Source organism: Nocardia nova NBRC 15556 (genome assembly GCF_001613005.1).
In the GTDB taxonomy this organism is placed as follows: domain Bacteria; phylum Actinomycetota; class Actinomycetes; order Mycobacteriales; family Mycobacteriaceae; genus Nocardia; species Nocardia nova.
In genome coordinates this window covers 63,896-71,444 of the sequence record NZ_BDBN01000052.1, presented here as the reverse complement: position 1 = coordinate 71,444, position 7,549 = coordinate 63,896, and the positions used below count along the sequence as shown (strand labels likewise).

Below are 7,549 nucleotides of genomic sequence, written 5' to 3'. Positions count from 1 at the left end.
GCGCGGGCGTCCGCACGGTTTCGGGCGCGCGTGGCGTCTCCGGTGCCGGGTGGCGAACGGTTTCGGGCGCCGCGGTCGAATCCGGCGCGCGGTACTGCGCGGGCGGCGGCGGTACGGACGGCGCCGCGGGAGTGTCGGCGGGCTGCCAGCCCAGTGTGGGACGCTCCGGTTCTCCGACCGGCGCCCAGCCGACCGCACCCGTTTCACCCGTCGGCGGCCCGAAATCGTTCAGCGGTGGTCCGAATCCGGAAACCGGCGGGCCGAATTCCGACTCGCCTTCGTCCCGGCCCTGATCGTCGCCGGAGGCCATCACCCGTTCCTTCCCCGAGACACACGCATGGGGCGGTCGCGAACGACCGCCCCATGCGCCGATTCAGTCTGTATCAGTACTGGATCAGTACTGGACCGTGCCACCCCACTGTGTGGTCGCACCAGCGACATTCACCGTTTGCGGAGCGATATCACCCTGCGGGAGTCTACCAATCTGAGCGGCCGCATCCAGTGCCGCGGCGCCGCCCGGCTGCTGCTTGATCCAGCCCTCGACGGCCGCCTTGGCCGCATTGGCCTGGGTGGTGTCGACGTAGCTCTCGGACTTCATGTCGTCGAAGCCGGTGGCGTGGGTGTACGAGGTGATCTTGACCTTGTTCGCCTCGACGAACTCCACCGACACACCAGCGTCGCCCACCCCGTTGGGAGTGCTGTAGCCGACCGTGCCGACATACCCGTCGAGGTTGCTGAAGTGGTGGGTGTTGGCCACGTAGCCCGGCAGCAGCCCGCCACCGTCGACGTTGGCGCCGACCTCGGTGTGCGGGCCGTTCATCTGCACGACCGGCGCGGCCGGTGCGGACTGCAGGCTCGGAGAGGTCCACTGCGCCTGCTGCGAAGGGGCCGAGTTGCCCTGCTGGCTACGCAGCGTGTCCATGCTGCCGTCGTGCGACTGCGGCTTGTTCGGGGTGCCCACGGTCTGGTCCGGCGACTGCTGACCCGGCTTCAGCTGGTCGGCCTGACCGTTCGGGGTGGGCTGGTCCGGAACGACGGCCGGCTGCACCTGGCTGCCCTGACCCGGCACCGGCAGCGGCGCGACACGCGGGGTGGTCACACCCGGCTGCGTCGGCGAGGCCAGGTTCTGGTCCGGCTTCGGCGCGTTCTGGTTCGGGGTCGTGACGCCCGGCTGCGGGGTGGTGACGCCCGGCTGGTTCGGCGTGGTGACACCCGGCTGATTGGGGGTGGTGACGCCCGGCTGCGGATTGCCGTTGCGCTGGGGCCCATTCTGCTGGGTCCCGTTCTGCTGGTTGTTGTTCTGCTGCGGCCCGTTCTGCTGAGTGCCGTTCTGCTGCGGGGCGTTCTCCTGCGTGCCCGGCGCGTTCTGGCTCTGGCCGTTGTTGTTGTTGTCCTGCGCGGGGGCCTCGTTGGTGGCGCCCGGCTGCGCCGGAGTGGTCGGCACGCTCGGCTGATCGGCCGGCGCGGCACTCGCCGTACCCGACGCGAGGATGGTTGCCACGGCGGCCGCGGTGGCCAGTGGCAACGACGTCGTGGCCATCGCTCGCTGCGCCCGACTCGGCTTACGATGTTTCACTGTCTCGCAATCCCTTTCCCGAGCTCGGCCACTGCCACCGACCGACGAACGCCGTCCGATGGGGCCGTCTCCATTGGTCCCTCATCGATGTCCGGCCCGCACCCTGCTGCGGTCCGCGAGCCGCTCGCGGATTCCCGGCCCGGGAAAGATTGCATTCCCCCCGCACGTGAACCTGCCAACCGCCCACCACTGACATCTCTGCCGGAAGTGAACCACACGAACAAGTTTCAGGCAACTGGTGCTACCCGGCCGTGGGAAGCCGCACTCCGTCCGGCAAAACGTCAAGCGGGGCAGCACATTTGAAACAGCAGCCGCCCACTAATCGAGGTCGTCGTGACGCATCAGTTGCCGCGCCGCCTCGGTGACCGATCCGGACAGCGACGGGTACACCGAGAACGTCTGTGCCAGGTCGTTCACCGTCAGGTTGTTCTGTACCGCGATCGCGATCGGCAGGATCAGTTCGGAGGCGATGGGCGCGACCACCACGCCACCGATCACCACGCCGGTGGCGGGCCGGCAGAAGATCTTCACGAAACCGCGGCGCAGGCCCGACATCTTGGCCCGCGGATTGGTGTTGAGCGGCAGCATCACCGTGCGCGCGGGCACCTCACCGTTGTCGATCGCGGTCTGGCTGACACCGACCGTGGCGATCTCGGGCCGAGTGAACACCGCGGAGGCGACCGTCTTCAACCGGATCGGCTGCACGCCCTCGCCGAGTGCGTGATACATCGCGATCCGGCCCTGCATCGCCGCGACCGAGGCCAGCGGCAGCAGCCCGGTGCAGTCGCCGGCGGCATAGATCCCGGGCACGGCCGTCCGCGAGACGCGGTCGACGCGCAGATAGCCGCCGCGGTCGAGTTCGATGCCGATGCGCTCGAGGCCCAGATCCTGGGTATTGGGCGTGGAACCGACCGTCATCAGCGCATGGGAGCCGGTGACCGTGCGCCCGTCGGACAGTTTGACCACGATCCCGTCCGCGGTCCGCTCGACGGCGTCGGCCCGGGCCTGCTTGACGAGCTCCACCCCGCGTTCGGCCAGGGCGTCCTCGAGGACCAGCGCGGCGTCGGCGTCCTCTCCCGGCATCATCCGGTCGCGGCTGGAGACGAGCTTCACCTTCACGCCCATCTCGGTGTACGCGGAGACGAATTCGGCGCCCGTGACACCGGAGCCGACCACGACCAGCGTTTCCGGCAGCTCCTTGACGTCGTAGAGCTGACGCCAGGTGAGAATGCGCTCACCGTCGGGTTCGGCGCCGCGCAGCACCCGCGGGCTGGCGCCGGTGGCGATCAGGACGATCTCGGCCTCCATCACCCGTTCGGTGCCGTCGGCGAGCGTCGCGCGCACCAGATGTGTGGCCAGACCGGCGATCTGGTCGATCAGCTGACCGCGGCCGTTGAGGATGGTGACTCCGGCGGCCTGCAACTTGGACCGGATGTCGGACGACTGCGCCTGCGCCAGCGCCTTCACCCGGGAGTTGACCTCCGACAATCGCACCTGCGCCTGCGCCATGTGCAGCGTGATGCCCAGATCACGCGCGCGGCGCAGGTCGGTGCGCACCCCGGTCGAAGCGATGAAGGTCTTGGACGGGACGCAGTCCCACAGCACGCATGCGCCACCGATACCGTCGGAGTCGATCACGGTGACCGTGGCTCCGTGCTGAGCTGCCACCAACGCCGCCTCGTAGCCGGCGGGGCCGCCCCCGATGATTGCAATGCGGGCCATGTGTACCTCCGCTATCGAGCCGTCCGGCCGGGATCTCCGGCACTGCCGTCAACGTTATCGGTCCTGCTCCTCATCGTTTTGACCGCGTCATGGGTGACGTTGCGCGTGTCACCTTCCGGTAATTCTCCGGACATTCGCCCGCCTCGCCGAAGACAGAAAGGGCCCGAACCCGGCCGGATCGAAACAAGCGGTCCCTACATTCGATACTCTTGCCAGGTGCCGATATACGCCGCCTACGGATCCAATATGGACCCGGAGCAGATGCTCAAGCGCTGTCCGCACTCCCCCGTCTACGGAACGGGCTGGCTGGAAGGGTGGCGCCTGACCTTCGCCGGCGACGACATCGGCTGGGAAGGGCCGCTCGCGACGGTGGTCGAGGATCCGGGCTCCCGGGTCTTCGTCGTGCTGTACGACGTCTCCGCCGAGGACGAGCAGAGCCTCGACCGGTGGGAGGGTTCGGATTTCGGTATCCACAAGAAGATCCGGCTCCGGGTCTCGCCCAATTCGGGCACGGGTACGCAGCCGGGTTTGGCGTGGCTGTACGTGCTGGATGCCTACGAGGGCGGGCTGCCCTCGGCCCGCTACATCGGTGTGATCGCCGACGCGGCCGAAAAAGCCGGAGCCCCGGCCGATTACGTCCACGCGCTGCGCACCCGCAACAGCCGCAACGTCGGTCCGGGGACTTTCGGCTCGATGTAGCCGGACGACCGCGGGGGCAGAGCCGAACAGCCCGCCGAGTTCGCACCGGGCGGGCCGCCCGGTCAGCGTGCCTGCAGGACCAGATTGGTCATCACGCGCACGCCGGCCGCCAGCGCGCGCTCGTCGATGTCGAAGGTCGGCTGGTGGATGTCCAGTTGCGGGCCCTCGCCCGACCACACGCCCAGCCGCGCCATCGCACCCGGAACCTCCTCGAGGTACCAGGAGAAGTCCTCGCCACCGCCCGACTGCGGAGTATCCGAGAGCGCGTCCGGGCCCAGACCGAGAATCGCGTCCTCGAACATCCGGGTGGAGAATTCGTCGTTGACCACCGGCGGCACGCCGCGCTTGTAGTTCAGCTGATATCGCACGCCGGTCGGGGCGAGCAGTCCGTCGACGATTTCGCGGACCATCGGCTCGAGCAGCGACCAGGTGGTGTGATCCCCGGTCCGCACGGTGCCGGTAAGCATGCCGGTCTGCGGAATCGCATTGGGCGCCTTACCCGCCGATACCGCGCCCCACACCATCACCGTGCTGGTTCGCGGATCGATGCGACGGCTGAGCAGACCCGGCAGGCCGGTGATGACGGTGCCGATGGCATAGACCAGATCGCTGGTCAGATGCGGCCGGGAGGTGTGCCCGCCCGGCGAGTCGAGCACCAGTTCCACGGTGTCGGCGGCCGAGGTGATGGCTCCGACCCGCACCCCGATCCGGCCGACCTCGAGCCGGGGATCGCAGTGCAGGGCGAACACCCGCGAGACGTCGTCCATCGCACCCGCGGCGACCATATCGATGGCACCGCCGGGCATGACCTCCTCGGCGTGCTGGAAGACCAACCGGACGCCGACCGGCAGTTCGTCCATCTCGGCGAGGGCCAGGGCGGTGCCGAGCAGGATCGCGGTGTGCGCGTCGTGACCGCAGGCGTGGGATACCCCGGGGACGGTCGAGGCGAACGGCCGGCCGGTGTACTCCTGCAGCGGGAGCGCATCCATATCGGCGCGCAGGGCCAGGCGTGGCCCCGCCGGGCCGATATCGCAGATCAAACCGGTGCCGGTGGGCAGTTTGCGCGGTTCCAGACCGGCCTTCACCAGCCAGGACTCGACGAATTCGGTGGTGCCGTGCTCGGCGCGGGACAGTTCCGGATTGGCGTGGATGTGGCGGCGCCAGCCGATCAGATCGTCACCGTGGTCACGCAGCCACGCCTCGACCGCCGCCTGTCCGGCCGTGATCTCCGCCTGCCGTCCGGTCGCGAGCCCAGTGTGCCGACACGTGCCGGCCTCCGGGCCCAGCGCCTTGCCCTGCAGGCCCGGTGTGGCCGCCTTGCTCTGCAGGCCCGGGGCTGCTGCTGCGCGGCCCGCCGCCGCGGAAGGGCGCGCACCGGTCGCGGAGTCGTCCTCCGAACCGGTGGCGGTATCGTCGCCGCGACCCGCCGCGGCATCTCCTTCGCGGCCCGCCGGTGATGACCGGCCGATCGTGCTCACCGAATTTCCTCCTGTCGCTGAATACTGCGCTCCAACAACCTGTCCCTGTGTAGTTGATCGCCCGCAACCTGGATTGCGGTACGGGCCAGTGCCCGCGCCCCGTCGGCCACCGCGAGATCGGCCGACGGCGTCACGCAGGCCGCGGCGAACTCCCGCTGGTGTGTCACCGCGCCGTTCGCCTCGATGCCGATAACCGGGTGGATGCCGGGAATGACGTTGGTGACATTGCCCATATCGGTACTGCCCAGCGGCCGTGCTGCCTCGAGGTCCGGCGCGAGCGGCATGCGACCCATACCGATGATTTGCTCGCGGTAGGCACACAGTAGTGCGGAATCCGGCGTGAGCTCGGTATATGTGGGCGCCAGCGCCCGGATTTCATGGGTGCATCCGGTCGCCAGCGCTCCCGCCTCGAAGCAGGCCGAGGCGCGCTGCAGCAGATCGTCGAGGGATGCGGAATCGTCTGCCCGCAGGTAATACAACAGTTCCGCATGGCCGGGCACGATATTCGGGGCAACACCGCCCGACTCGACTATACCGTGGAGTTGCTGGCCGGGGCGCAGATGCTGACGCAGCAGACCCAGTGCGACCTGCGCGACGGTGGCGGCGTCCCCGGCGTTGCGGCCGTACTCCGGCGCGGCGCTGGCATGTGCCTCGCGGCCGTGGAAGGACACCGACAGATCGGCCAGCGCCAGCGACCGCGCACCCACGATGTCCAGCGGACCCGGGTGCACCATCAGGGCCATCGCGACCCCGTCGAAGACGCCGCGCTCGAGCATCAGCACCTTGCCGCCGCCGCTCTCCTCGGCCGGCGTGCCGAACACCTTCACGGTGAGGCCGCACCGATCGGCCACCTCGGCCAGGGCCAGGCCCGCGCCCACCGCCGCCGCGGCGATGATGTTGTGGCCGCAGGCGTGACCGATCTCGGGCAGCGCGTCGTATTCGGCGCAGATTCCGACCACCAGATCACCGCTGCCGTAGGTGGCGACGAAGGCGGTGTCCAGGTCCGCGACCGGCGTCTCGATACCGAATCCGCGCTCACGCAGCGGGACCAGCGTCTTGGCGACACTGTGGTGCTCGGCGAACGCCAGCTCGGGTTCGGCGTGAATGGAATGCGAGAGGGCGATCAGATCCGATTCGGCGGCCGTGACCGCGGCATCGGCGGCGGCGAGGAGGGCAGGATCGGCCGGGGCCACCTGCGCGTCGAAATCGTCGGCACGAGCATCGTCGGCACCGGCATCGTCGGCGCAGGCGCAGCCGGGCGCCGCGGCCCGGTGCGCCGACCGGCCCGTTCGACTCCAGCTGCGTTCGTCCCCGCTGCGTGGCATGGCACACAGTCTCGCACTGTGCGCCACGCGATGATCATCGGGTTATCAGGAGCCGAAGGCGAGATTCTCCGGTGTGGTCGGGGTATTCAGGCCCGCGAGCGCCCGTCCGTGCAGCGCACGCTTGATGACCGGCAGATTCGGCTTGCGGTTGCCGGTCAGCGCCGCGGCCCGCGCCACGGCCGCGGCCAGAACGCCGTCCGCCTCGGCCGCCTCGTCGACGATGCCCGCGGCGATCGCGTCGGCGGCGCCGTAGCGCCGGCCCGTGGTCATCGCCTCGAGCGCGACCTGGTTGGTCAGCCGTTCGGTGACGAGCGCGTTCATCGCGACCGTGAACGGCATCCCGAGGTGAACCTCGGGCAGGCACCAGTACCCGCGATCCGAGCGCATCACCCGGAAGTCGTGCGAGGTGGCCAGCATGGCGCCGGCGCCGAAGGCGTGGCCGTTCAGCGCGGCGACGGTCGGCATACCGAAGGCCAGCAACCGGCTGAAGACGGAATGCACCCGGTCCAGGTACCAGTGCATCTTGTCCATGTTGCCGAACAGCCAGTCGGTGTCCAGGCCGTTGCTGAAGAACTTTCCGGTGGCCACCGTGACCAGCGCCGCCGGCCCCTCGGCGGCCTCTACCTCGTCCAGTTTCGCGTGGAAGGCGTCGATCCAGTCGGGGTGGAAGCGGTTCTCGCTGTCGGTCTGACCCTCGTTGCCGAGGTAGAGCACGAATACGTCCCCGTCACGGTCCAAGTACGGCATAG

At 69.2% G+C, this 7,549-nt stretch carries 6 protein-coding genes and 1 pseudogene; 1 reads left to right on the top strand and 6 read right to left on the bottom strand.

The window, feature by feature from the left end; all coding sequences use genetic code 11:
• From NN2_RS21225 to NN2_RS21215, 3 genes and pseudogenes are all read right to left on the bottom strand, one after another.
• Positions 1 to 310: pseudogene (locus tag NN2_RS21225) on the bottom strand (hypothetical protein); the annotation flags it as partial.
• 84 nt (positions 311 to 394) lie between these two features.
• Positions 395 to 1,540 (bottom strand): hypothetical protein, encoded by a 1,146-nt coding sequence (locus NN2_RS21220; protein ID WP_231983205.1) that lies wholly within the window; start codon positions 1,538 to 1,540, stop codon positions 395 to 397.
• A 354-nt stretch (positions 1,541 to 1,894) separates the two neighbouring features.
• Positions 1,895 to 3,313: an NAD(P)H-quinone dehydrogenase gene (locus NN2_RS21215; RefSeq protein ID WP_227462903.1), complete on the bottom strand. Its 1,419-nt coding sequence runs from the start codon at positions 3,311 to 3,313 to the stop codon at positions 1,895 to 1,897.
• A 201-nt stretch (positions 3,314 to 3,514) separates the two neighbouring features.
• Between NN2_RS21215 and NN2_RS21210 the strand changes: the two genes are divergently transcribed.
• Positions 3,515 to 3,997 carry a gamma-glutamylcyclotransferase gene (locus NN2_RS21210; RefSeq protein WP_063015633.1) on the top strand — a complete coding sequence of 161 codons (483 nt, stop codon included), beginning with the start codon at positions 3,515 to 3,517 and terminating at the stop codon, positions 3,995 to 3,997.
• A gap of 62 nt (positions 3,998 to 4,059) precedes the next feature.
• Here the strand turns inward: NN2_RS21210 and NN2_RS21205 are convergent, their stop codons facing one another.
• From NN2_RS21205 to NN2_RS21195, 3 genes are all read right to left on the bottom strand, one after another.
• Positions 4,060 to 5,223 (bottom strand): M20 family metallopeptidase, encoded by a 1,164-nt coding sequence (locus tag NN2_RS21205; protein ID WP_063015646.1) that lies wholly within the window; start codon positions 5,221 to 5,223, stop codon positions 4,060 to 4,062.
• A gap of 248 nt (positions 5,224 to 5,471) precedes the next feature.
• Positions 5,472 to 6,800: a M20 family metallopeptidase gene (locus NN2_RS21200; protein ID WP_082857157.1), complete on the bottom strand. Its 1,329-nt coding sequence runs from the start codon at positions 6,798 to 6,800 to the stop codon at positions 5,472 to 5,474.
• A gap of 45 nt (positions 6,801 to 6,845) precedes the next feature.
• The gene (locus NN2_RS21195; RefSeq protein ID WP_030513588.1) at positions 6,846 to 7,547 is read right to left on the bottom strand and encodes an enoyl-CoA hydratase-related protein; all 702 of its coding nucleotides are present in this window, start codon (positions 7,545 to 7,547) and stop codon (positions 6,846 to 6,848) included.
• Positions 7,548 to 7,549 lie beyond the last annotated feature (2 nt).